This window comes from Planctomycetota bacterium (assembly GCA_039819165.1).
GTDB lineage: Bacteria > Planctomycetota > Phycisphaerae > Phycisphaerales > UBA1924 > JAHCJI01.
In genome coordinates, this window is sequence record JBCBSM010000019.1 from 1 (window position 1) to 556 (window position 556).

Annotated in this window: 1 protein-coding gene; it reads right to left on the reverse strand. The window is 65.8% G+C overall.

The genetic code is table 11. The features are described 5' to 3' along the window. Positions 1-134 precede the first annotated feature (134 nt). Positions 135-556 (reverse strand): uracil-DNA glycosylase family protein (locus AAFX79_13820; GenBank protein ID MEO1009633.1); only part of this gene is annotated, 422 nt, incomplete at its 5' end.

The following is a 556-nucleotide window of genomic DNA, read 5'->3' on the forward strand; positions in this document are numbered from 1 at the left end:
GGGCGTGATGGTGCTGCGCGGCATGGTGCGTCCTCCGGGTGTTCGCCGAGCCGAACGGATCGCCGGGCGCGAGATTGCGTTGTTCGACAAAGACAGGTTATCGGGCCGCGGCTGTTGGCTACCCTTGCGGTTCGTTATCCGTTCGTCATATCCGCGATCCGGGCCTGCAGCGCCGGCAGCGCCCGTTTCTCGAACCACGCGTTCTTCTTGAGCCAGATGTTGTTTCGCGGCGACGGGTGCGGCAGCACAATGCGAATCGGCAGCAGTCCCTCGAACGCGCGCACGGCGTCGGTGATCGATGCGTACTCGCCGGGCAGGTAGCGATCGAGCGCGTACTTCCCGATGTACATCGTGAGCTCGATCTTGCGCAGCGTGTTGAGCAGCGGGCGATGCCACTGCGGCGCGCACTCGGGTCGGGGCGGGAGGTCACCGCTTGTGCCCTTGCCGGGATAGCAGAAGCCCATCGGCACGTGCGCGAAGAGCTTGGGGTCGTAGAACTGCTCGCGTGTGATGCCGAGCCATTCGCGGAGCCGATCGCCGGAGCGGTCGTCCCACG